This is a genomic window from Streptomyces sp. NPDC006923, from assembly GCF_040635655.1.
Classification (GTDB): domain Bacteria; phylum Actinomycetota; class Actinomycetes; order Streptomycetales; family Streptomycetaceae; genus Streptomyces.
The window spans coordinates 451,583-472,072 of record NZ_JBEYIF010000004.1; the positions used below are offsets into that span (position 1 = coordinate 451,583).

Consider the following 20,490-nt stretch of genomic DNA (forward strand, 5'->3'; position numbering starts at 1 on the left):
TACCCTGACACAGCGACCATTTCGGACAGGGGTCGTCAACACCCCATTCGAAAAAACCTCTCGAACCATCCCTCGGGCGAGTGACTAAATGTCGCCAAATCATCACTGGCCGCTACGCTCGCTGCGTGACCCACACTGCCCGCCGTATCGGCCGAACTCTTGCTTTCGTACTGCCCGTCGTCCTGGTGCTCTCCGGGACCCTCGCGGTCGCCCGTGTTCCGTGGGCGTCCAGCACCTCCGAGTCGCAGATCCTGACCGCTTCCTCGGACACCGCCTCGGTCCGGGCCAAGTCCCGTGCCCCGCAGGACATTCTGCGCGACAAGCTGCTCGCGGAGCTCCAGGAGAAGGACCCCGGGATCGCCCTGACACATCTTCAGCGCCAGGTCGAGGAGCGCCCGTCGCTCGCCAGGCACTGCATGTCGATCGCCCGCGCCCTGGGCCGCGCCGCCGTCGCGACGTACGGTCCCACCCGCGCGCAGTCGTTCTCGCGTCCCGTCTGCGACACGTCGTTCGCTTACGGGGTGTCCCAGCAGACCGCGGGGAGCTGACCGCCGCCGCCCTGTCCGCCCCGCCTATCGTTCACGGCATGCATACGTTTCCGACGCAGGCCGTGGTCCTCGCGGGCGGCCAGGGGTCGCGGCTGCGCCCGTACACCGATGACCGTCCCAAGCCGATGGTCGAGATTCCCGGTACGGGGACCCCGATCATCGGCCATCAGCTTGCCTGGCTGGCCGCCGAGGGCGTGACCGACGCCGTCATCTCGTGCGGCCATCTCGCCGAAGTCCTCCAGGAGTGGCTGGACTCGGCCGACCTACCGCTGCGTGTGACCACCGTGGTGGAGCCCGAGCCCCTGGGCCGTGGCGGGGGCCTCAAGTACGCCGCCGCGGGGCTGCCGGAGCCCGAGCGGCCCTGGTACGCGACCAACGGCGACATCTGGACGCGTTTCTCGCTGCGCGACATGGCGGCGTTCCACGGCGAGCGTGATGCCACGGCCACACTGGCGCTGGCCCGGCCGCGGATTCCCTGGGGCGCTGTCGAGACCGATGAGTTCGGCCATGTCCTGGACTTCATCGAGTCGCCCCCGTCGCCTTATCTGATCAACGCCGGCGTGTATGTGTTCTCCGCTGCGTTCGTCGAGCTGCTGCCGGACCGCGGCGACCATGAGCGGACGACATTTCCCCGGCTGGCGCGTGAGCGGAGGCTGGCGGGCTATCCGCTGCCGAACGGCGCGTACTGGCGGGCCATCGACACGGCGAAGGACCTCACCGAGGCCGCCAAGGAGCTTGGCGCCACGGCCCGCTGAGGCCACACCCGGAGGACCCCGCCGTACGGAAACCGCGGTACGGGACGCCGTACGGACACCTGCTGCACGCAGCCCGCTGTACGCAAACCGCGCCGTACGCGAACCTCGGTACGTAATCCCGCCGTACGGAGACCTGGCGACGGCCCCCGGGCGCGGGGGAAGGGGCGGCCTACCCTCACCGGTGGCCGCCCCTTCGTCCGTGCCCCGGCGTCAGCCGAGAAGGCCACCGATGGGGTTGCTGTTGCTGCCGCCGGAGGAGGAGCCTCCGCCGGATCCGCCGCCGTCACCGCCCCCGCTTCCACCGCCGTCGCCCGGTCCGCCCGAGGAGGACGGTCCCTGGCTGCTGGACGGCGGCGGGGCCTGCTCGACCGGCTGCGAGGGCTCCCGGCCCGTGCCCTGGGTCTCGCTGGGCTGCTGCCGGCTCTGCCCGGTGCCGGCGCCGCCGGTCTCCCGGACACCGCCCTGGTCCGGCGTGGACTGCTCGGCCGAGGGGCTGCCGGAGCTGGTCGCGGACGGCTCCGACGGCTTGCCGCTCTTCGTGTCGCCGCCGGGCGCGCTGCTGCGACCGCCGCGCGGGGTCTCGGGCAGCGGCACACCGGGAAGCTGGTTCACCGGGTCGTGGTTGGGGCCCGGCACGGTGACCATGTCGGAGGAGCGCACGGCGCCGCCGAGGACCGAACCGATCAGCAGGGTGAGGCCGATGACGACGGTCGCGACGGCGGCGCCCCGGCGCAGCACATGGGACCGCAGGTCCCAGATGTCCGAGCGTGGTCCGAGCTTGCGCCACGCCTCGCCCGCGAGGCGTCCGTCGATGGAGTAGACGGGCGCGCCCGCGATGATCAGCGGGGACCAGGCGGCGAGATAGATGATGTCCGGCGCGTCGTACGCCGGGACGGTGTGCCAGCTCACCGTGAGAAGCAGTGCGGCCGACAGCAGCGCGCCGAGGCAGGCGGCGACCCGCTGCCAGAGTCCGAGGACGGTGAGTACGCCCGCCACGATCTGGAGGAAGGAGATGCTGAGGCCCGCGCCGACGGGATGGGACAGCGCGAAATCCCTGAGGGGTTCGGCGAGGGCCCACGGGTGCAGCGAGTTCAGCCACTTGACCATGGAGCCGCGTTCGCCGCCGTCGAAGTAGACGGGGTCGCAGAGCTTGCCCATGCCGGCGTAGATGGAGATGAAGCCGAGGAAGACACGGAGCGGGAGCAGCACGACGCCGAGGTTCATCCGGCGGCCGGGGTAGTAGGCGTGCCGGACGGTGGCGGCGTCGGCGGCCCGGGCGCCGCCCGCCGCGTGCCGCTGCGGTCGGGACCGGTCGGTGAAGTCGCCCCCGAAGCCCCGGCCGAGGCCGAGGTCCGCGGTGTCGTACGGCTCCGGCTCGGGCAGGTCGTACGCGCCGACGGCCTGCCGCATCGGCGGCAGCAGCGGGGCCCCCGCGGTGCGGGGCCGCCCGCCGCCGACGAGCGGGGTCGGCATCGTACTGTCGTCGTCGAGGTCGAGCCGGGGGATGACCTGGGTGGCGCCCGTGTCGTATCCCCTCTCCGGCACGTCGTGGTAGCCGCCGCGCGGCGGCAGCACGGAGGAGTTCCGTACGGCCTGGAGGAGCCGGGTCGCTCCGGGGTCGCCCGGCTCGGACTTTCCGCTCCAGACGACGGGGGCCCGGCGGCGCGCCGTCCCGCCGGCGCCGCTCATGGCGGGGATGCGTACGGTGCTGGGGCGCTGGGCCGATGCGAGCTTCACCCGGAAGCTGGCGTGGTTCACGATGACCTGCGCGGGATCGGAGTCCACTTTGAGCATGCTCAGCGGGGGCTGATCATCGAACCCGGGCCGGGGCGTTCTGGTGTCCACACTCATCTAACCGAGTGACTTGTGTTTAGGACACTGCCTTGACGCGCGGGAAATGTCCGAGGCCCGTCAAGATCACCAAGCAGGGCCGTTCGGGTGGTGGCCCCGGGGGCCGGCGAAGGCGCCCGAGTCCGCGGCGAGACCCTGTCGCGGAGTCGGGCGGGCCCTGGTCAGGGCCCCGGCGGGAGTCGCGTCCGGCCTCAGACGCGGCGGCGGGACGCCTCGTACAGGACCACTCCTGCCGCGACTCCGGCGTTCAGTGATTCCGCGCCGCCCGGCATCGGGATCCGTACCCGGAAGTCGCAGGTCTCGCCGACCAGCCGGGACAGGCCCTTGCCCTCGCTGCCGACGACGATCACCACGGGACCGCCGAGGGCTTCGAGGTCGCCGACCTCTGCATCGCCGTCCGCCGCGAGGCCGACGACCAGCAGGCCGGCCTTCTGGTACGCCTCCAGGGTGCGGGTGAGGTTGGTGGCGCGGGCGACCGGTGTACGGGCCGCCGTACCGGCCGAGGACTTCCAGGCACCTGCGGTCATACCGGCGGCGCGCCGCTCAGGTACGACGACACCGTGGCCGCCGAAGGCGGAGACGGAGCGGACGACGGCGCCGAGGTTGCGCGGGTCGGTGATGCCGTCGAGGACCACGATCAGCGGGTCCTCGCCCTCGTCGAAGGCGGCGGCCGCGAGGTCGTCGGGGTGCGCGTACTCGTAGGGCGGGACCTGGAGGACGAGACCCTGGTGGTTGAGGCCGTTGGTCATCCGGTCCAGCTCGGGCTTGGGGGCCTCCATCAGGTGGATGCCGCCGCGGTCGGCCGCGAGCTGGAGCGCCTCGCGGACGCGCTCGTCGTTGTCGATGAACTGCTGGACGTAGAGGGTCGTCGCGGGCACGCCGTCGCGCAGCGCCTCGAAGACGGGGTTGCGGCCGACGACCATCTCGCTGGTGCCCTTGCCGCCGCGGCGGGCGATCTGGCGCCGGGCGGTCTGGCGGGCCTTGGCGTTGGCGGCGCGGTTCTGGACATGGCCCTTGCGGGCGGACGCGGGCGGCGTGGGGCCCTTGCCCTCAAGGCCGCGGCGTCGCTTGCCACCGCTGCCGACCTGCGCGCCCTTCTTGTTGGACGTGCGGCGGTTCCTGCGCTGGCTGTTCCCGGCCATGACCTACCTGTTTCGTTGCTTCTGGTTGTTTCCGACGTGTCAGACGTGTCAGACGTGCGTACGAGCCGTACGCGGGGCGTTCATGTGTGTCTCAGCGTACGTAACGGTGCCGCCCGGCGGACCGGGCGGCACCGTCGGGCGTGATCAGCGCGGGCCCAGGGTCCAGCGCGGCCCCGAGGGGCTGTCCTCGATGACGAGTCCGGTCTGCTGGAGCTGGTCCCTGATGGCGTCCGCGCTGCCCCAGTCCTTGCGGCCGCGCGCGGCCTCGCGCTGTTCGAGGACGAGCCGTACGAGGGTGTCGACGACACCGTGGAGGTCTTCGCCGCGGTCGGCCTCGCCTGCCCAGTGCGGGTCGAGCGGGTCCAGGCCGAGGACGCCGAGCATGGCCCGTACCTCGGCGAGCCGGGCGACGGCGGCTTCCTTGTCGTCGGCGGCGAGCGCGGAGTTGCCCTGGCGCACGGTGGTGTGGACGATCGCCAGGGCTCCCGGGACGCCCAGGTCGTCATCCATGGCCTCGGCGAAGGCGGGCGGCACCTCGACGGCGGGGTCGACGACTCCGCCGGCCTTCTCGACGACGCGCTGGATGAAGCCCTCGATCCGCGCGAAGGCGGATTCGGCCTCGCGCAGCGCCTCCTCGCTGTACTCGATCATCGAGCGGTAGTGCGGGGTGCCGAGGTAGTAGCGCAGGACGATGGGGCGCCACTGCTTGACCATCTCGGAGACGAGCACCGAGTTGCCCAGGGACTTGGACATCTTCTCGCCGCTCATGGTGACCCAGGCGTTGTGCACCCAGTACGCGGCGAAGTCGTCGCCGTACCCCTTGGCCTGCGCGATCTCGTTCTCGTGGTGCGGGAAGATCAGGTCGAGACCGCCGCCGTGGATGTCGAAGGCGGCGCCCAGGTACTTGTGCGCCATCGCGGAGCACTCCAGGTGCCAGCCGGGACGGCCGCGTCCCCAGGGTGTCTCCCAGCTCGGCTCACCGGGCTTCGCGGCCTTCCACATCGCGAAGTCCCGCGGGTCCCGCTTGCCGGTCTCACCCTCGCCGGACGGCTGGCGCAGATCGTCCAGGTCCTGGTTGGACAGCTCCAGATAGCCGGGGAAGGACCGGACGTCGAAGTAGACGTTGCCGTCGGCCTCGTAGGCGTGACCGCGCTCGATGAGGCCGCGCATCATCTCGGTCATCTCGGTGATGTGGCCGGTGGCGCGCGGTTCGTAGGTGGGCGGCAGGCAGCCGAGCGCGTCGTAGCCCGCGTTGAAGGCGCGCTCGTTCTCGTAACCGATGGACCACCACGGGCGGCCCTGGGCGGCCGATTTCGCGATGATCTTGTCGTCGATGTCGGTGACGTTGCGGATGAACGTCACGTCGTAGCCGCGGTACTCGAACCAGCGGCGCATGATGTCGAAGTTCAGTCCCGACCTGATGTGCCCGATGTGCGGTGCGGCCTGCACGGTGGCGCCACACAGGTAGATCGAGACACAGCCCCGCGTGAGCGGGACGAAGTCGCGGATCTGCCGGGCGCCGGTGTCGTACAGCCGAATAGTCACCTGACAAGGGTAGTGCGCCTGGGGTAGTGCCCCGCGACCCTTTGGACCGCGGGGACACACAAGCGTGACACTTATGACCTCTCGGCCGTGTCATTCGTCATGCCCCGGGGCCGCCGCCGGCATTTCCCTGGGACCGGGGCATCAGATCCGGCCGACGACCTTGCGGGGGGTGACGCGGATGACGACGCGCTCGTTGTCCTGCGCGGAGTCCGGGTTGAACTCGGCGTACGGCTTGCCCATGTACTTGAGCGACAGCTCGTCGATCAGCTCCTGGCCGCCCTCGGTGGTGAGGGAGGCGGAACCGCGGATCTCCGCGTAGGTGTACGGCGCGTCGACGGGCTGTACGACGACGGTCACCCGGGGGTCGCGGCGCAGGTTCTGTTCCTTGCGCCGGCCGACGGTGGTCGAGATGAGCAGTTCGTCCCCGTCACGCTTGACCCAGACCGGCGACACCTGGGGACTGCCGTCGGGCTGGATGGTGGCGATATTGACGAAGACCGGCTCGTCGAGGAGTTGCTTGAGCCGGTCGGAGAATGCGGCTGCCATGGGTGCCTTCCTGCAACTGAGGCGAGGGTCCCAGGCGCGGGCTCCGCGCCTGGGACCGTGGTCACGGCTGTAGCCATACCCGACGGCGTCCCGCGGCTACGCCCCATGGAGGCGTTTTCGGCCGGTCAGCGCGAACGGACCACCAGCGCCGTGGCGATGGCGGCGAGCCCTTCGCCGCGCCCGGTGAAGCCGAGCCCGTCCGAGGTGGCGGCGGAGACCGAGACGGGTGCGCCGGCGGCCTCGGAGAGGACCTTCTGCGCCTCTTCCCGCCGTTTGCCGATCTTCGGCCGGAGTCCGACGACCTGGACGGCCACATTGCCGATCGTGAAACCGGCCTCCCGCACGATTCTGGCGGCCTCCGCGAGGAGGGTGAGCCCCGGCGCTCCGGACCACTCGGGACGGCCGGTGCCGAAGTGCGCGCCGAGATCGCCGAGGCCCGCGGCGGAGAACAGCGCGTTACAGGCCGCGTGGGCGACGACGTCGGCGTCGGAGTGGCCGGCCAGGCCGGGGCCCTCGTTCTCCCAGCGGAGCCCGGCGCACCAGAGCTCGCGGCCCTCCTCGAAGGCGTGGATGTCGGTGCCGATGCCGACGAGCGGAAGCACCACGGGCGGCGGGGTCGCCTCAGAAGCCATCGTTGGCCCTCCTCCGGGCGAGAACGGCCTCGGCCAGCACCAGGTCCAGCGGCCGGGTCACCTTGAACGCCTCCTCGTGGCCGGGCACCACCACGACCGGGGCGCCGAGCCGCTCGACCATACCGGCACAGTCCGTCGCGCCCTCACCCACCGCCGGCACGGTCCTGTGGGCGCGCTGGAGCGTGTCGCGGTCGAAACCCTGCGGGGTCTGCACGGCGCGCAGCAGGGCCCGGTCCGGCGTGGCGACGACCGGTTCCGGCTCGCCCTTCTCCCGGGGCTCGACCTGCTTGACGGTGTCCGCGAGGGGCAGCGCGGGCACGACGGCCGGCGCCCCGTCGCGTACGGCCTCGACGACGGCGTCCACGGTGTCGACGGGTACCAGCGGGCGGGCCGCGTCGTGGACGAGGACGGTGGTGATGCCGTCCGGGAGGGCCTCGATGCCCAGCCGTACGGATTCCTGGCGGGTCTCCCCGCCGGGCACGACGAGATAGTCGGTGCGCTCGGGCAGCGCGTGTTCGTCGAGGAGGTTCTTCACCTCGGCGGCGCCGTCGGGCGGCGCGACCACGACGACGAGCGAGACCGCGCGGGAGGCGGCCATCGCGCGGACGGCGTGGACCAGCATCGGTGTGCCGCCCAGCGCCCTGAGCGCCTTGGGGGCGCCGGGGCCGAGCCGTACCCCCCGGCCTGCTGCGGGGATCACCGCGGCGGTGCGGTGCGGGCTGGCGTGGTCTGACATCGGTTGCACTCCGGCAGGTTTGTTTCCTCGGCCGACATGGGTATGGCCCCTGCGTGCCTGGCGCGACGCCTTGACCGGACCCTTCCGTGACACCTGGTCGAGGCGGGCCGCGCGGGCAGCCGGGCCGGGCTCGCCGCCGCCGGAAGCGGTATCGGCGGGACGGCGCGGATATCTGGACAGCGCGGCATTTCGGTCGTGCCGAATGTGCTGGTGTGTACGGGGGATGTGCACGCGGGACGTACGCGAAATGTCGGCCTGGATGCGGGTATACGGACATGCCGCAGCGCCCGGCGACACAGCATTTCTTTATCGCTGGTCAGCGGGCACCACGGCATTCACTGCGTTGTACGGCATGCGCTGCTGGAAAGGCAGCGTCATGATTCAGGACGCGAGGACCTCGTCGAGCAGAGCCTCGGCCTTGTCTTCATTCGTGTTCTCCGCGAGAGCCAGCTCGCTGACAAGAATCTGCCGCGCCTTGGCGAGCATGCGCTTCTCACCTGCGGAGAGTCCGCGCTCGCGCTCCCGACGCCACAGGTCGCGCACCACTTCAGCGACCTTGATGACATCGCCGGAGGCGAGCTTCTCGAGATTTGCCTTGTAGCGACGGGACCAGTTCGTCGGCTCTTCGGCGTAAGGCGCTCTGAGCACCTCGAAGACCCGGTCCAGCCCGTCCTGACCGACCACATCGCGTACGCCGACGAACTCCGCATTGTCCGCCGGGACACGCACCGTCAAGTCGCCTTGGGCGACCTTGAGCACCAAGTAGGTCTTGTCCACGCCTTTGATCTGGCGAGTTTCGATGGCCTCGATCAGCGCGGCCCCGTGATGGGGATAGACCACGGTGTCGCCTACCTTGAACGTCATGTGACAGGTACCCCTTCCGTGGCTATCCAGGGTAACACGAGAATGGCTTCTTCTGAATGGCGTTTTCGCAGGTCAGGGCGCATCTCAGGGCTTGACAACAGCGACACGAACGTGCTGCGGACGCCTTCCGGAAGGGGGTATTCGCAGGTCGGAGCGGCTGCGCGGGCGTGCGGAAACGCGCGCGTTACCCACCGCGCCACACCCCTCGAAGAGGCTGAACGTCCCGATTTGCCGGATTCCAGACGGCGAAGTTCATGTACTCCGTTCGGATGTCGCTCACCCGTACGGACGGAACTGGGACGGAAGTACGACGGAAGTGTGAGAGTTTCTGAATTTGATCACCACGGCACCCGGCACGGTATTCGTAAGGAATGTGTGGCGACCGGAGAAATTGATCACCGGCGTTATGTGAACGGCCGTTGAAACCGCCTGATGAGGACGCGCGGCGGCCCGGCCGGAGCGGGCCGTCGGCGGCAGGAGGCGGGTCGGGTGCGGGGCGGCGACGACGGCTCGGTAACCTGAGCCCGCTGATACAGCTTCACCTCGTCCACCAGCCCCTCCGTCCGAACGTCCTAGGAGTTGCCGCCGCCGTGAGCCGCAGCCTTCGACGCGGCGCTCTCGCCGCTACTGCCATCGTGTTCTCGCTCGCCCCGCTCTCCGCCTGCGCGGCCGGCAACAACGCGCAGACGCTCGGCGTCAAGCCGGACAGCGCCGCCACCTCCGTCGACGAGATCACCATCCAGAACGCGACGGTCGTCACCCAGCCCGAGGCCGACGCGGAAGGCCCGGCCGTCGTCACCGGCACGGTCTTCAACAACGGCCGCAGCGCGCAGACGCTCGACGCGATCAAGCTGCCCGGCACCACCGCCACGGTGAAGCTGTCGCCGGCCAAGGGCTCGGGGCCGGTCACCGTGCCGGCCGGCGGCTGGGTGCGGTTCGGCGGCGCGGGCAATGCCTCCGCCATGATCGAGAACGGCCGCGAGGCCGCGCGCAACGGCGACGCGCAGCAGGTCGTCTTCACCTTCAGCAAGACCGGTGAGGTGGGCCTGCGCGCCCTTGTCGCGCCCTCGACCAGCTACTTCGAGGAGGTCGGCCCCAGCGCGCTGCCGACGCCGTCCACGCCACCCGCCGCTCCCGGCTCCGCGTCGCCTTCCGGGTCTCCCTCGGGCTCGCCGTCCGGCGCCGTCACCGAGTCCGGCGAGCCCGGCTCGCCGGAGGTGCCCACGGACTCCGCGTCCGCGTCCTCCCCGGTGGGCACGGTCGGCTGAGCGCCGGCGCCGTACGGGCCACGACATGACGGTGGCGCTCCGCCCGGGATCCGGGAGGAGCGCCACCGTCGTACGAACCACCACGCGGTTTACGGCTCGAACTTGTAGCCCAGGCCGCGCACCGTCACCAGATAGCGCGGCGCGCCCGGGTCGGGCTCGATCTTGGCGCGAAGCCGCTTGACGTGGACGTCCAGGGTCTTGGTGTCACCGACATAGTCGGCGCCCCACACCCGGTCGATGAGCTGCATACGGGTCAGCACGCGGCCCGCGTTGCGCAGCAGCATCTCCAGCAGGTCGAACTCCTTGAGCGGCAGGTCGACCTTGCCGCCGGAGACCGTCACGACATGGCGGTCCACGTCCATCCGGACGGGGCCGGCCTCCAGCGCGGCCGGAGTGACCTCCTCCGGCTCGCCCCGGCGGCGCAGGACCGCGCGGATGCGGGCGACGAGCTCCCGCGAGGAGAACGGCTTGGTCACATAGTCGTCGGCCCCTATCTCCAGGCCGACGACCTTGTCGATCTCGCTGTCCTTGGCGGTGACCATGATCACCGGAACATTGGACCTGCCGCGGAGCTGACGGCAGACCTCCGTCCCCGGCAGGCCGGGCAGCATCAGGTCGAGGAGGACGAGGTCGGCGCCGTTGCGTTCGAACTCGTCGAGCCCCGCGGGCCCGGTGGTCGCGATCGCGACCTCGAAGCCCTCCTTGCGGAGCATGTAGGAAAGGGCGTCGCTGAAGGATTCCTCATCCTCGACGACGAGCACTCGGGTCACGGAAGGACCTCCGGGGCAGGAATCACGGTCGGTTGATCAAGCTCGATGCTTGTGTCGTAGGGCCGGTCGTCTTCGTCCGGGCCGGTGGATGTGCGGTCCCGTACGGCGCCCGCCTCGGGGAGCCTCAGGGTGAAGGTGGAGCCCTGACCCTCGGAGCTCCACACAGTGACTTCCCCGCCGTGCGAGGCCGCCACGTGCTTGACGATGGCGAGGCCGAGCCCCGTACCACCGGTGGCGCGGGAACGAGCCGGGTCGACGCGGTAGAAACGCTCGAACACCCGCTCCCGGTCCTTCTCGGAGATGCCGATGCCCTGGTCGGTCACGGCTATCTCGATCAGATCCCCGCCGGGGGCGGGGACCCGGTGCGCGGCGATGCCGACGCGGGTGCGGGCCGGAGAGTAGTTGACCGCGTTCTCGACGAGGTTGCCGAGGGCGGCGGCGAGCTGGCCGCGGTTGCCCCAGACGTACAGGTCGACGGTGCCGCCCGCGGCCATGGTGATCTGTTTGGTGGACGCCGCGTGCCGGGACCGGTCTATGGCCTCGTCGACGAGTTCGTCCACGCGTACCGGCTCGGCGTCCTCCAGCGGGTCGTCGTTCTGCACCCGGGAGAGATCGATGAGTTCCTGTACGAGATTGGTGAGCCGGGTCGCCTCGATCTGCATCCGGCCGGCGAAGCGGGTGACCGCCTCGGGGTCGTCGGAGGCGTCCATCACGGCCTCGGAGAGCAGGGACAGCGCGCCGGTGGGGGTCTTGAGTTCGTGGCTGACATTGGCGACGAAGTCGCGCCGCACCGCCTCGATACGGCGTGCCTCGGTGAGGTCCTCGACCAGGAGCAGGACCAGGCGGGAGCCGAGCGGAGCGACCCGGGCGGAGACGGCGAGGGCCTCGCCGCGGCCCGTGCCGCGCCGGGGGAGGTCCAGCTCCACCTGTCGTATCTCGCCGTCCCTGCGAGTGTCGCGCGCCATGTGCAGCATCGGCTCGACCGCGAGCTTGCCCCCTCTGACCAGGCCCAGCGCGTAGGCGGCGGAGCTGGCCTTGACCACGGAGTCGCTCTCGTCGAGAACGACCGCCGAGGAGCGGAGCACGGAAAGTACGGTGTCGACGCCCGGGGGCAGCACGGCATCCGTATGCAGGGAGGTACGGGTGGGCCTCGCCTGGTCGCGTTCGCTCCAGCGAAACGCCAGCATGGCGATCACGCCGGTACACACCCCGGCGATCGCTGCCAATGCGGCGACCGCCGCGTTCACGTCCATGGCCCCAGGTTATGCGCGGTCAGTGACACTCTCCCAGCCGTCAAGGTGTCTCCTCCAACACTCGTCGCCCAGAGTTCACTGAGGAGAAAGTGCCGGTTCACTTGGGAGGGAGGCGCCGGACGCGTGCTCGACAGAACGTGGGAACGTGGGGCACAGCCCAGGCCCAGGCCCCGGCACCGGCAGGAACGTCAAGAGGTCAAGAGAGGGACATCCCATGCGGGACGCGTACCACGAGGAACTGGACTCGATAAGCGAGGACCTGGTCGAGATGGCCCGGCTGGTCGGTTCCGCCATCGGGCGTGCCACGACCGCCATGCTCGACGCCGACCTGAAGCTCGCCGAGAGCGTGATCGCCTCGGACGAGAAGGTCGACCAGCTCCAGCACGACCTGGAGGCGCGGGCCATCGCGCTGCTGGCGCGGCAGCAGCCGGTCGCGACCGATCTGCGGATCGTGGTGACGTCCCTGCGGATGAGCGCCGATCTGGAGCGCGCGGGCGACCTCGCCCAGCATGTCGCGAAGCAGGCGCGGCTCCGCTTCCCGGAGTCGCCCGTACCGCACGATCTGCACACCACGCTTCTGGAGATGGGGCAGCTCGCCCAGCGTCTGATGGCGAAGGCCGCCGAGGTGATCATCACCAAGGATGTCGAGCTGGCGCTGGAGCTGGAGCAGGACGACGACGACATGGACCTGCTGCACCGCACGCTGTTCCAGCACCTGATGGACGACCGCTGGAAGCACGGCATCGAGACCGCGGTGGACGTGACGCTGCTGGGCCGCTATTACGAGCGTTTCGCCGACCACGCGGTCTCGGTCGCCAAGCGGGTCGTCTACCTGGTGACGGGCGAGCACGCCGATGAGATCCAGCCCGTGGACACCCCGGTCGAAGGGGCCTGAGCAGGCCGCACCGAAGGGCGCCGGGCAGGGCGCCGGGCCGGCCCGGGGCGCGGGACTTCGAAGGGGCGCGGGGGGCGTATCGCGGCAGTTGCCCTATGCGCTGTTGATGCGCCCGCCTCGGAGGGCATGCAATGGGCAGAGGCGACACCGTTGTACGCCTTTGAGGAGGATCCCATGGCCGATTCCCCTACGACCGACCCCCAGCAGGAAGCGCCCGTCGAACTGACGCACCTGCCCGTCCTCGGAGCCTGCGGTTGCGGTTCGGGCTGCGGCTGCGGCTGCCAGTCGGGCGCGCCGTGCCAGTGCGGAAGCTGCTCGGGCTGACGCGCCGCACCACGGACACCGCAGCACATGCGCAGAGAAGAGCCCCGTCCAAGAGCTGGACGGGGCTCTTCCGCGTCGCGTACGGCACCACCGCCTGGCGAAAAGCCTCTGTCTCGCGACAGGACCGGTGGTGGTCGCTACTTCTTGCCCTGGTTCTTGACGGCCTCGATGGCCGCCGCCGCCGCGTCCGCGTCCAGGTAGGTGCCGCCCGGCGTGACCGGGTGGAAGTCGGCGTCCAGGTCGTAGACGAGCGGGATGCCGGTCGGGATGTTGAGGCCCGCGATGTCCGCGTCGGAGACGCCGTCCAGGTGCTTGACCAGCGCACGCAGGCTGTTGCCGTGGGCGGCGATCAGGACCGTGCGGCCGGTCAGCAGGTCCGGGACGATCGAGTCGTACCAGTACGGCAGCATCCGCTCGACGACGTCCTTGAGGCACTCCGTGCGCGGACGCAGCTCGGTCGGGATCGTGGCGTAGCGCGGGTCGTCGCTCTGCGAGAAGTCCGCGCCGTCCTCCAGGGGCGGCGGCGGGGTGTCGTACGAGCGGCGCCACAGCATGAACTGCTCCTCGCCGAACTCCGCGAGTGTCTGCGCCTTGTCCTTGCCCTGGAGCGCGCCGTAGTGGCGCTCGTTCAGCCGCCAGGAGCGGTGGACGGGGATCCAGTGGCGGTCGGCGGCCTCCAGCGCGAGCTGCGCGGTGCGGATGGCGCGCTTCTGGACGGAGGTGTGCAGCACGTCGGGCAGCAGGCCGGCGTCCTTCAGCAGCTCACCGCCGCGGACTGCCTCCTTCTCGCCCTTGTCGGTGAGGTTGACGTCCACCCAGCCGGTGAACAGGTTCTTCGCGTTCCATTCGCTCTCGCCATGGCGGAGGAGGATCAGCTTGTACGGTGCGTCGGCCATGAGCCAGAGCCTAATGGACCCGTCTCGCGCGGGTGCGTCGGCCATGGGACAGCTCCCGACCGGCCCGTCGACCCGCTCCTGACGGCAATTGGCTGGCGCCCGCCGCACGACCACCCGTAAGGTGCCAGTGGCCGCCTGGCCGCTTACCGAGAGCCGCCCCGGGGGGGATACGCATGTCTGTCGCCGGTCTGAGACGCGCCGCGAGGGAGAGCGTCTCGGGACTGCCCCGGGAGTTCTGGTGGCTGTGGACGAGCACGCTGGTCAACCGGCTGGGGGCGTTCGTCGCCACGTTCATGGCGCTGTATCTCACCCTCGACCGGGGCTACTCGGCCTCGTACGCGGGCCTGGTGGCATCGCTCCACGGCCTCGGCGGAGTGGCCTCCTCGCTCGGCGCGGGCGTGATGGCCGACCGGCTGGGCCGCCGGCCCACGATGCTGATCGCGCAGTCGTCGACGGCCGCGTCCGTGGCGCTGCTCGGTTTTATGCGCGATCCGGTGGCGATCGCGGCGGTGGCGTTCCTGGTCGGTATGGCCTCCAACGCGTCACGCCCGGCGGTCCAGGCGATGATGGCGGACATCGTCAGACCCGAGGACCGGGTGCGGGCGTTCTCGTTGAACTACTGGGCGATCAATCTGGGCTTCGCGGTCTCGTCGGTGGCGGCGGGCCTCATCGCGCAGCACAGCTATCTCGCCGGGTTCCTGGGCGAGGCCGCGATGACGCTCTTCTGCGCCGTACTGGTCTTCCTGAAGGTGCCCGAGTCCCGGCCCCAGCGGGCGAAGGCCACACCGGAGAAGCCGGCGGCGGCGGAGGCCGGGCTGGGGACGGTCCTGCGGGACGGCCGCTTCATGAGCGTCGTCGCCCTGTCCTTCGTGGTCTCGCTGATCTTCCAGCAAGGATTCGTCGGGCTGCCGGTGGCTATGGGCAGGGACGGGTTCAGCAGCGCCGACTTCGGCATGGCCATCGCCGTCAACGGTTTCCTGATCGTCGTGTTGCAGATCCCGCTCACCCGCTTCCTCCAGCGGCGCGACCCGCGGCGGCTGCTGATCGTCTCGTCGGTGCTCGCCGGGTACGGCTTCGGGCTGACGGCGTTCGCCGGGTCGATCGCCGTCTACATCCTGACCATCTGTGTCTGGACACTGGCCGAGATCGTCAACGCCCCGACGCAGACAGGACTGGTGGTACGGCTCTCTCCCGTGCACGGCCGGGGCCGCTACCAGGGCATGTACACCATGTCCTGGTCGGTGGCGGCCCTGGTCGCACCGCTGATGTCGGGCTTTGTCATCGACCGCTTCGGCGCGGAGTGGCTGTGGGGCGCCTGCGCCGTCCTGGGTACGGCGGCGGGCCTCGGGTACTGGCTGCTGATGCGAGGTCTGTCGGAGTCCGGATCCGGCCCCGAACCGGAATCGGCACCGGCACCGGGGCCGGAAGGCGATCCGGTACGGGGCACGGTGCCCGCTCTCCCGGCGGTGACGCCCACTCCCCCCGCTACGGTGCCCGCTCCCCCGGCGGCGGTACGCGCGGAGCCGGTGGCACCCACGGACACGGCGGGCTTCCGGTAGGCCGTCCGGCCCACGCGTGAACCGCCCCGCCCGCGCGGCCCGCGCTCACCTCCCGGTCAGCGCGACTCGCGCTGCGCCTCGTACAGGTTGCGGGGCCAGAGGTCCTCGGGACGGCCGTACGCCTCCAGCCTGGCGTGCAACTCGCCCGTGAAGTCCGGGACATCGATCTGGTCGAACTCACGGACCTCGCTGATACCGGCCGTCACGCTGTAGGGAGCGATCCCGTCGATCTTGATCAGGCCCGCGCGTTGATTGGTGACGGTCACATTCCAGTGCGCGAACCGCGCTCCGTACAGCGGTCCCGCGATGGCGTCGCCGCCGTGCCGGCCGTCGTTGCTGACCGTGATCTCGGTGCGCACATTGGCGAACGGCATGCCCCGGTGCGTGTCGAAGGTGCCCATCTCCATCCGCCCGCGCGACCAGACGTTGTGGCTGGACAGGCCCTCGACATTGATGCCGTGGAGCTGCGTGCCCGCCGGCGCCGGGACGGTGCGCCGCTCGATCACGAAGTCCTCGATCAGGTTGTCGTGCGAGCCCTCGCGGCAGTAGTACGGATGGTGGGAGCCACGGCCCGCCACCCTCGTACGGCGCAGGGTGCACGCGGACGCCGCGATCAGGCCGAAGCCGTTGTCGACATGGCGGACGACCACGTCGTCGGCCCAGCAGTCGTAGGCGCACTGGAAGGCGACGCCGTTGTGGCCCTTGTCGAGGAGGTGCGGGGACTGCGGGGTCTCGACCGCCTCCAGGGTCAGTCCCTCGACGCCGGAGCCGGTGAGCGGAGTGACCGAAGTGGTCAGCCTGGGGTCCCATTCCGGCCGTACGTCCAGCGGAAGCGGACGCTCCAGGGTCACCTCGCGGCCGTGTACGGCGGTGACGCGCACCGGCCATTCGTAGGGCACATAGGACGTCAGCTTGGTCATGGCGTCCCAGTCGTACGCCTCGGCGCCTGGGCCGCCGCCCGCCATGTGTGTCAGGAGGGTGTGGTCCGCGTCGTCGGCGAGCCGCAGCAGGACGAGCTGACCGCGCCGCAGTCCGGCGGCGTCCTCGACGGTCAGGGAACGGTCGCCGCGCTTGGCGGGGGCGACGGTGGCGAGGGTCCGCCACTCGTCGCGCCGGTTGCCCGTCCAGCCCTCGAACGGCCAGGCCCGGCCCCTGATGGCGGTGGTGAGCGTGGACCAACGCTCTTGCGGGCAGAGCCAGATGAGGCCGCCCGCCCAGGACCAGCTCGACTTGTCGCCGCCGTAACGGCTGCCGTAGGGGCCGATCACCTCGGTGAGGTTCCGTGGCGCGTACAGCGTCGTACGGCCGCTGCCCGCGCCGCGCAGGACGACATCGCTGTGGCCGATGCGGATCACATCGTCGATCCGGTAGGTGCCGGGCGGGACGAGGACCGTGCCGCCGCCGCGCGCTCCGGCAGCGGCGAGGGCACGGTTGATCGCGGGGGCGTCGTCGGTGGAGCCGTCGCCCTTGGCGCCGTACGCGCGGACATCGGCGACGACGCGCGGGCGCGGGAGGCATCGGGCGCCCGCGCGCACTCCGGCCCGTCCGACGTAGGGGATCTGCGGGTGCGTGTACGGCGATCGTGCGAACTCCCGCCAGAGCGCGGACGTCCTGAGCGGCCGGCGCTCACCGGCGGCAGCGGTCCCGGCGCCGAGTCCGAGTCCGGAAGCCGCCGCTCCGGCCGCCGCGACGGCGACCGCGCTGCCCAGCAAGGCCCTTCTGCCGATGGCACGTTGACCGTCCCGCATGACCGCCTCCATGTACGTGAACGACGTTCAGAGCTGCGTCTGGAGTGAGCATGCCATGCACCTGGGCACCGGGGAAGAGCCGGGCGCCGGGTACGGCTCCGGCTCGGAGGACACCGCCCGGATTCAGCCAGAAGAACGCTTGGTCAGATGCGCGAACGCGTCCAGGTTCCGCGTCGACTCGCCCCGGGACACCCGCCAGGCGTACTCCTTGCGGATCGCGCTCGCGAACCCCAGCTCCAGCAGCGTGTTGAAGGAGCCGTCCGCCGCTTCGAGGACCGAGCCGAGCAGCCGGTCGATCTCCTCCTCGGTGACGGCCGGAAGCGGGAGTTTGCCGGTCAGATAGATGTCGCCGAGGCGGTCGACCGCGTAACTCACCCCGTACAGCTTGAGATTGCGCTCCAGCAGCCAGCGGTGGACGGCCTCGGCGTTCTCGTCGGGGCGCCGGATCACAAAGGCGTTGAGGGAGAGCGCGTGCCGGCCGACCAGGAGGGAGCAGGTGGTGGACAGCTTGCGGGTGCCGGGCAGGGTGACGACATAGGAGCCCGCTTCCGGGCTCTCCCACTCCAGCCCCGCGTCCTTCAGCGTCCGCTCGACGACCCGCGCGGCGCGGGCGTCCTGAGCCATGACCGGGGTGTGCTCGCCGGTGCCCTGTGCGTCAGCCATGGTGCGAGCGTACGCGGCGGCGGTGAGCGCGCACGGCCGCCGCGTACACGTCCGCCGTCGCCGAGGCCGCCGTGTCCCAGCCGAAGGACTGGGCATGGCGCGAGGCCGCTTCGCCCATCCGGTTGACCAGCTCCGGGTGGTCGAGGAAGACGCGCAGCACACGCGCGTACGCCGCCGGGTCATGGCCGGTGACCAGGAAGCCGGTCGTCCCGTCCCGCACCGCCACCGGAAGGCCGCCCACCGCGGCGGCCACCACGGGGGTGCCCGCCGCCTGGGCCTCTATCGCGACCAGGCCGAAGGATTCGCTGTACGAGGGCATGACCAGCACGGATGCGGCCCGGAACCAGTCGGCGAGCCGGTCCTGGCCGACCGGCGGCCGGAATCGCACCACATCGGCGATCCCGAGGCGCGCCGCGAGTTTCTGCAGCCCCTCCGGCTTGGCCAGACCGCTGCCGCTGGGTCCGCCGACGACCGGCACGACAATCCTGGTACGCAGCGAGGGGTCCCGCTCCAGCAGCACGGCCACGGCGCGCAGCAGCACGTCGGGCGCCTTCAGCGGCTGGATACGGCCCGCGAAGAGCGGAATGAACGCGTCCGGCGGCAGTCCGAGGCGGGCGCGGGCAGCGGCGCGGCCGTCCCCCGGAGAGAAGCAGTCCAGGTTGACGCCGGGGTGGACCACGGCGGCCTTGGCGGGGTCGGCGTCGTAGAAGCGGACGAGTTCGTCGGCCTCCTCCGCCGTATTGGCGATCAGCCGGTCCGCGGCGCGCACGATCTGGGTCTCGCCGATGACCCGGGCGGCGGGCTCGGGGCTGTCGTCCTCGGCGAGCGCGGCGTTCTTCACCTTCGCCATGGTGTGCATGGCGTGGACGAGCGGGACGCCCCATCGCTCGGAGGCGAGCCAGCCGACGTGCCCGGACAGCCAGTAGTGGGAGTGGACGAGGTCGTAGTGGCCGGGCCGGTGAGCGGCCCATGCGTGCATCACGCCGTGGACGAAGGCGCAGAGCTGCGCGGGCAGTTCCTCCTTGGCCAGGCCCCCGTAGGGGCCGGCGTCCACATGCCGTACGAGCACTCCCGGCGCCAGCTCCACTGCGGGCGGCAGTCCGCCGGCGGTGGAACGCGTGAAGATCTCCACCTCGATGTCGATGGCCGCGAGCCGTTTCGCCAGCTCGACGATGTAGACGTTCATGCCGCCCGCGTCGCCCGTGCCCGGCTGGTGCAGCGGGGAGGTGTGGACGCTGAGCATGGCGATCCGCCGGGGCCGACGGGGCTGACCGGGGAGCCGGAGACGGGGTGGGCCTACCAACGTGCCTGCGATACGGGACACGTACTGGCTCACGTCCACGATCCTCTCGCTCGGTGCTCGGAGCACGACAAAACGAGGGTGTACTCGCCCTCCGAAGCCCATTAACAGTGCGGTAGCCTCTTTCATTCCGCTTTGCCAAATCATTACCCTGGATCAGTGAACTCCCGGCCGGGCGTTCACTCTCTCCGGGGTCGTTACGCTCCTCCTCATGGTGTCCGCGTCCCCTTCGTCCCGCCAGGCGGCCCGCTCGGCGGGGCAGCCGCCCTCCCGCCCGGTGGGCACGGCGACCCGTGGCACCACCCACCAGAACCGGCTCCGCCGCATGGACCGCTGGATCACCGCCGTCCATGGACCCGCGCTGCGCCGCTGCGCCGATCCCGTCGTGGTGGACCTCGGATACGGCGCCGCCCCCTGGACCGCCGTCGAGCTGCTGCGGCGGCTGCGCACGGCGGAGCCGCGCACCGAAGTCGTCGGCATCGAGATCGACCCGGCCCGGGTCGCCGCGGCGAAGCCGTACGAGCGGGACGGGCTGAGTTTCCGGCACGGCGGCTTCGAGGTCCCGCTGTCCGGCGGGCGGCGGCCGGTGCTCATCCGGGCGGCGAATGTGCTGCGGCAGTATGAGGAGGACGGGGTCGCCGCGGTCTGGGCGCGGCTGTGCGCCCGCCTCGCCCCCGACGGACTGCTGGTGGAGGGGACGTGCGACGAGATCGGACGGCGGCATGTGTGGGTCGCGCTCGGCCCCGAGGGGCCGCGGACGGTCACCTTCGCGGCGCGGCTCGGCTCTCTGGGCCGCCCCTCCGACCTGGCGGAACGGCTGCCCAAGGCGCTGATCCACCGCAATGTGCCGGGCGAGCCGGTCCACGCGTTCCTGCGGGACTTCGACCGGGCGTGGGCGGCGGCCGCTCCGTACGCGTCGCTGGGCGCGCGGCAGCGCTGGATCAGGGCCGTACGGGATCTCGGGGACGACTGGCCGCTCATGGACGATCCGAGGCGCCGGCGGCAGGGTGAGGTGACGGTGAACTGGGCGGCGCTCGCACCGCGTTCCGGCCCGGACGGTCAGATGTGACCACGGGCACACGGCCACGGGAACGCCACCGGGCGGCCGTTCGTCTTAGGTAAGAGGTGGGACCTGTGAGGTTCCGTCTCCCTCTGTCGTTTTGACGTAGGACATGGCACGATCGCGGCGACGACA

Annotated in this window: 20 protein-coding genes; 7 read left to right on the plus strand and 13 right to left on the minus strand. The window is 70.8% G+C overall.

Annotation, left to right across the window (positions count from 1 at the left end; genetic code table 11):
• The first annotated feature begins 125 nt into the window (after positions 1-125).
• Both ABZ707_RS10430 and ABZ707_RS10435 read left to right on the plus strand, forming a co-directional pair.
• Positions 126-548 (plus strand): hypothetical protein, encoded by a 423-nt coding sequence (locus ABZ707_RS10430; protein ID WP_360170938.1) that lies wholly within the window; start codon positions 126-128, stop codon positions 546-548.
• 38 nt (positions 549-586) lie between these two features.
• Positions 587-1,303 (plus strand): nucleotidyltransferase family protein, encoded by a 717-nt coding sequence (locus ABZ707_RS10435; protein ID WP_360170941.1) that lies wholly within the window; start codon positions 587-589, stop codon positions 1,301-1,303.
• 210 nt (positions 1,304-1,513) lie between these two features.
• On the opposite strand, the gene ABZ707_RS10440 is transcribed toward ABZ707_RS10435, so the two are convergent.
• The 7 genes from ABZ707_RS10440 to ABZ707_RS10470 form a co-directional block, all read right to left on the minus strand.
• Positions 1,514-3,097: a DoxX family membrane protein gene (locus ABZ707_RS10440; RefSeq protein ID WP_360171360.1), complete on the minus strand. Its 1,584-nt coding sequence runs from the start codon at positions 3,095-3,097 to the stop codon at positions 1,514-1,516.
• A gap of 248 nt (positions 3,098-3,345) precedes the next feature.
• Complete coding sequence (gene rlmB, locus ABZ707_RS10445) at positions 3,346-4,296, minus strand: 23S rRNA (guanosine(2251)-2'-O)-methyltransferase RlmB (protein ID WP_360170944.1); 951 nt, start codon at positions 4,294-4,296, stop codon at positions 3,346-3,348.
• A 144-nt stretch (positions 4,297-4,440) separates the two neighbouring features.
• Positions 4,441-5,841: a cysteine--tRNA ligase gene (gene cysS / locus ABZ707_RS10450; protein WP_360170947.1), complete on the minus strand. Its 1,401-nt coding sequence runs from the start codon at positions 5,839-5,841 to the stop codon at positions 4,441-4,443.
• A 141-nt stretch (positions 5,842-5,982) separates the two neighbouring features.
• A complete protein-coding gene (locus ABZ707_RS10455; protein ID WP_360170950.1) occupies positions 5,983-6,387 on the minus strand; it encodes a PPOX class F420-dependent oxidoreductase in 405 nt (134 codons plus the stop codon).
• 125 nt (positions 6,388-6,512) lie between these two features.
• Positions 6,513-7,019, minus strand: coding sequence for a 2-C-methyl-D-erythritol 2,4-cyclodiphosphate synthase (gene ispF / locus ABZ707_RS10460; protein WP_360170953.1), 507 nt, complete (start codon positions 7,017-7,019; stop codon positions 6,513-6,515).
• On the minus strand, positions 7,009-7,755 hold the full coding sequence (gene ispD / locus ABZ707_RS10465; protein WP_360170956.1) for a 2-C-methyl-D-erythritol 4-phosphate cytidylyltransferase: 747 nt from the start codon (positions 7,753-7,755) through the stop codon (positions 7,009-7,011). Before ispD ends, ispF begins: the two co-directional genes overlap by 11 nt.
• A gap of 381 nt (positions 7,756-8,136) precedes the next feature.
• The gene (locus ABZ707_RS10470; RefSeq protein WP_003953493.1) at positions 8,137-8,619 is read right to left on the minus strand and encodes a CarD family transcriptional regulator; all 483 of its coding nucleotides are present in this window, start codon (positions 8,617-8,619) and stop codon (positions 8,137-8,139) included.
• Positions 8,620-9,209: 590 nt separating this feature from the next.
• Between ABZ707_RS10470 and ABZ707_RS10475 the strand changes: the two genes are divergently transcribed.
• The gene (locus tag ABZ707_RS10475; RefSeq protein WP_360170959.1) at positions 9,210-9,887 is read left to right on the plus strand and encodes a DUF461 domain-containing protein; all 678 of its coding nucleotides are present in this window, start codon (positions 9,210-9,212) and stop codon (positions 9,885-9,887) included.
• 89 nt (positions 9,888-9,976) lie between these two features.
• On the opposite strand, the gene ABZ707_RS10480 is transcribed toward ABZ707_RS10475, so the two are convergent.
• A complete protein-coding gene (locus tag ABZ707_RS10480) occupies positions 9,977-10,657 on the minus strand; it encodes a response regulator transcription factor (protein WP_046498012.1) in 681 nt (226 codons plus the stop codon).
• Positions 10,654-11,910, minus strand: coding sequence for an ATP-binding protein (locus tag ABZ707_RS10485; protein ID WP_360170963.1), 1,257 nt, complete (start codon positions 11,908-11,910; stop codon positions 10,654-10,656). Before ABZ707_RS10485 ends, ABZ707_RS10480 begins: the two co-directional genes overlap by 4 nt.
• Before the next feature lie 214 nt (positions 11,911-12,124).
• Between ABZ707_RS10485 and phoU the strand changes: the two genes are divergently transcribed.
• Both phoU and ABZ707_RS10495 read left to right on the plus strand, forming a co-directional pair.
• The gene (gene phoU / locus ABZ707_RS10490; RefSeq protein WP_360170966.1) at positions 12,125-12,805 is read left to right on the plus strand and encodes a phosphate signaling complex protein PhoU; all 681 of its coding nucleotides are present in this window, start codon (positions 12,125-12,127) and stop codon (positions 12,803-12,805) included.
• Positions 12,806-12,979: 174 nt separating this feature from the next.
• Complete coding sequence (locus tag ABZ707_RS10495; RefSeq protein ID WP_319682107.1) at positions 12,980-13,129, plus strand: hypothetical protein; 150 nt, start codon at positions 12,980-12,982, stop codon at positions 13,127-13,129.
• Positions 13,130-13,266: 137 nt separating this feature from the next.
• On the opposite strand, the gene ABZ707_RS10500 is transcribed toward ABZ707_RS10495, so the two are convergent.
• The gene (locus tag ABZ707_RS10500; RefSeq protein WP_360170970.1) at positions 13,267-14,025 is read right to left on the minus strand and encodes a phosphoglyceromutase; all 759 of its coding nucleotides are present in this window, start codon (positions 14,023-14,025) and stop codon (positions 13,267-13,269) included.
• A 173-nt stretch (positions 14,026-14,198) separates the two neighbouring features.
• On the opposite strand from ABZ707_RS10500, the gene ABZ707_RS10505 reads away from it, so the two are divergent.
• Positions 14,199-15,584 (plus strand): MFS transporter, encoded by a 1,386-nt coding sequence (locus ABZ707_RS10505; protein ID WP_360170973.1) that lies wholly within the window; start codon positions 14,199-14,201, stop codon positions 15,582-15,584.
• A 56-nt stretch (positions 15,585-15,640) separates the two neighbouring features.
• Here the strand turns inward: ABZ707_RS10505 and ABZ707_RS10510 are convergent, their stop codons facing one another.
• The 3 genes from ABZ707_RS10510 to mshA form a co-directional block, all read right to left on the minus strand.
• A complete protein-coding gene (locus tag ABZ707_RS10510) occupies positions 15,641-17,332 on the minus strand; it encodes a glycosyl hydrolase family 28-related protein (protein ID WP_360170976.1) in 1,692 nt (563 codons plus the stop codon).
• A 123-nt stretch (positions 17,333-17,455) separates the two neighbouring features.
• Positions 17,456-17,956, minus strand: coding sequence for a YbjN domain-containing protein (locus ABZ707_RS10515; protein ID WP_360171363.1), 501 nt, complete (start codon positions 17,954-17,956; stop codon positions 17,456-17,458).
• A gap of 31 nt (positions 17,957-17,987) precedes the next feature.
• The gene (gene mshA, locus ABZ707_RS10520; RefSeq protein WP_360170979.1) at positions 17,988-19,331 is read right to left on the minus strand and encodes a D-inositol-3-phosphate glycosyltransferase; all 1,344 of its coding nucleotides are present in this window, start codon (positions 19,329-19,331) and stop codon (positions 17,988-17,990) included.
• A gap of 175 nt (positions 19,332-19,506) precedes the next feature.
• On the opposite strand from mshA, the gene ABZ707_RS10525 reads away from it, so the two are divergent.
• A complete protein-coding gene (locus ABZ707_RS10525; protein WP_360170982.1) occupies positions 19,507-20,364 on the plus strand; it encodes a class I SAM-dependent methyltransferase in 858 nt (285 codons plus the stop codon).
• Positions 20,365-20,490 lie beyond the last annotated feature (126 nt).

What these genes read in the sequence shown, in the direction of transcription:
- ABZ707_RS10495 (WP_319682107.1), top strand. Translation starts at nt 12,980, where the DNA reads ATGGCCGATTCCCCTACGACCGACCCCCAGCAGGAAGCGCCCGTCGAA.
- ispF (WP_360170953.1), bottom strand. Translation starts at nt 7,019, where the DNA reads ATGGCTTCTGAGGCGACCCCGCCGCCCGTGGTGCTTCCGCTCGTCGGC.
- ABZ707_RS10455 (WP_360170950.1), bottom strand. Translation starts at nt 6,387, where the DNA reads ATGGCAGCCGCATTCTCCGACCGGCTCAAGCAACTCCTCGACGAGCCG.
- ABZ707_RS10510 (WP_360170976.1), bottom strand. Translation starts at nt 17,332, where the DNA reads ATGCGGGACGGTCAACGTGCCATCGGCAGAAGGGCCTTGCTGGGCAGC.
- ABZ707_RS10505 (WP_360170973.1), top strand. Translation starts at nt 14,199, where the DNA reads ATGTCTGTCGCCGGTCTGAGACGCGCCGCGAGGGAGAGCGTCTCGGGA.
- phoU (WP_360170966.1), top strand. Translation starts at nt 12,125, where the DNA reads ATGCGGGACGCGTACCACGAGGAACTGGACTCGATAAGCGAGGACCTG.
- ABZ707_RS10525 (WP_360170982.1), top strand. Translation starts at nt 19,507, where the DNA reads ATGGTGTCCGCGTCCCCTTCGTCCCGCCAGGCGGCCCGCTCGGCGGGG.
- ABZ707_RS10500 (WP_360170970.1), bottom strand. Translation starts at nt 14,025, where the DNA reads ATGGCCGACGCACCGTACAAGCTGATCCTCCTCCGCCATGGCGAGAGC.
- rlmB (WP_360170944.1), bottom strand. Translation starts at nt 4,296, where the DNA reads ATGGCCGGGAACAGCCAGCGCAGGAACCGCCGCACGTCCAACAAGAAG.
- ABZ707_RS10440 (WP_360171360.1), bottom strand. Translation starts at nt 3,097, where the DNA reads ATGCTCAAAGTGGACTCCGATCCCGCGCAGGTCATCGTGAACCACGCC.
- ispD (WP_360170956.1), bottom strand. Translation starts at nt 7,755, where the DNA reads ATGTCAGACCACGCCAGCCCGCACCGCACCGCCGCGGTGATCCCCGCA.
- ABZ707_RS10485 (WP_360170963.1), bottom strand. Translation starts at nt 11,910, where the DNA reads ATGGACGTGAACGCGGCGGTCGCCGCATTGGCAGCGATCGCCGGGGTG.
- ABZ707_RS10515 (WP_360171363.1), bottom strand. Translation starts at nt 17,956, where the DNA reads ATGGCTCAGGACGCCCGCGCCGCGCGGGTCGTCGAGCGGACGCTGAAG.
- ABZ707_RS10470 (WP_003953493.1), bottom strand. Translation starts at nt 8,619, where the DNA reads ATGACGTTCAAGGTAGGCGACACCGTGGTCTATCCCCATCACGGGGCC.
- ABZ707_RS10435 (WP_360170941.1), top strand. Translation starts at nt 587, where the DNA reads ATGCATACGTTTCCGACGCAGGCCGTGGTCCTCGCGGGCGGCCAGGGG.